Genomic DNA, 307 nt, shown 5'->3' with positions numbered 1-307 from the left:
ATCGCGGTTGGCATGGCGACCTCGATCTCGCCCCACAACGCGGCGGAGCTGTGCGGCGCCGCGCTCTACCTGGTCAGCCACCCGGCCGCGACCTCCGAGCACCTCAACAGCTTCGTGCAGGGGCCCGATTTCCCGACCGGCGGCATCCTGGTGGATTCCGCGGCCGCGATCACCGAGGCCTCCCGCACCGGCCGCGGCGCCTTCCGGGTGCGGGCGCGCTGGGCGCGGGAGGATCTCGGCCGCGGCACCTGGAACATCGTCGTCACCGAGATCCCCTACGGGGTGCCGAAGGCGCGGCCCATCGAGA

The 307-nt window shown here is 73.0% G+C and carries 1 protein-coding gene; it reads left to right on the top strand.

Annotated features, from left to right (window positions below; all coding sequences use genetic code 11):
• Positions 1 to 307: DNA gyrase subunit A (locus ACLBXP_RS25600; protein WP_447670628.1), on the top strand; the 307-nt coding region annotated here is incomplete at both ends.

It is taken from the genome of Methylobacterium sp. A54F, assembly GCF_053346035.1.
The sequence above is the reverse complement of the archived record's forward strand: the minus strand, read 5'-3'. Positions and strand labels throughout refer to the sequence as shown.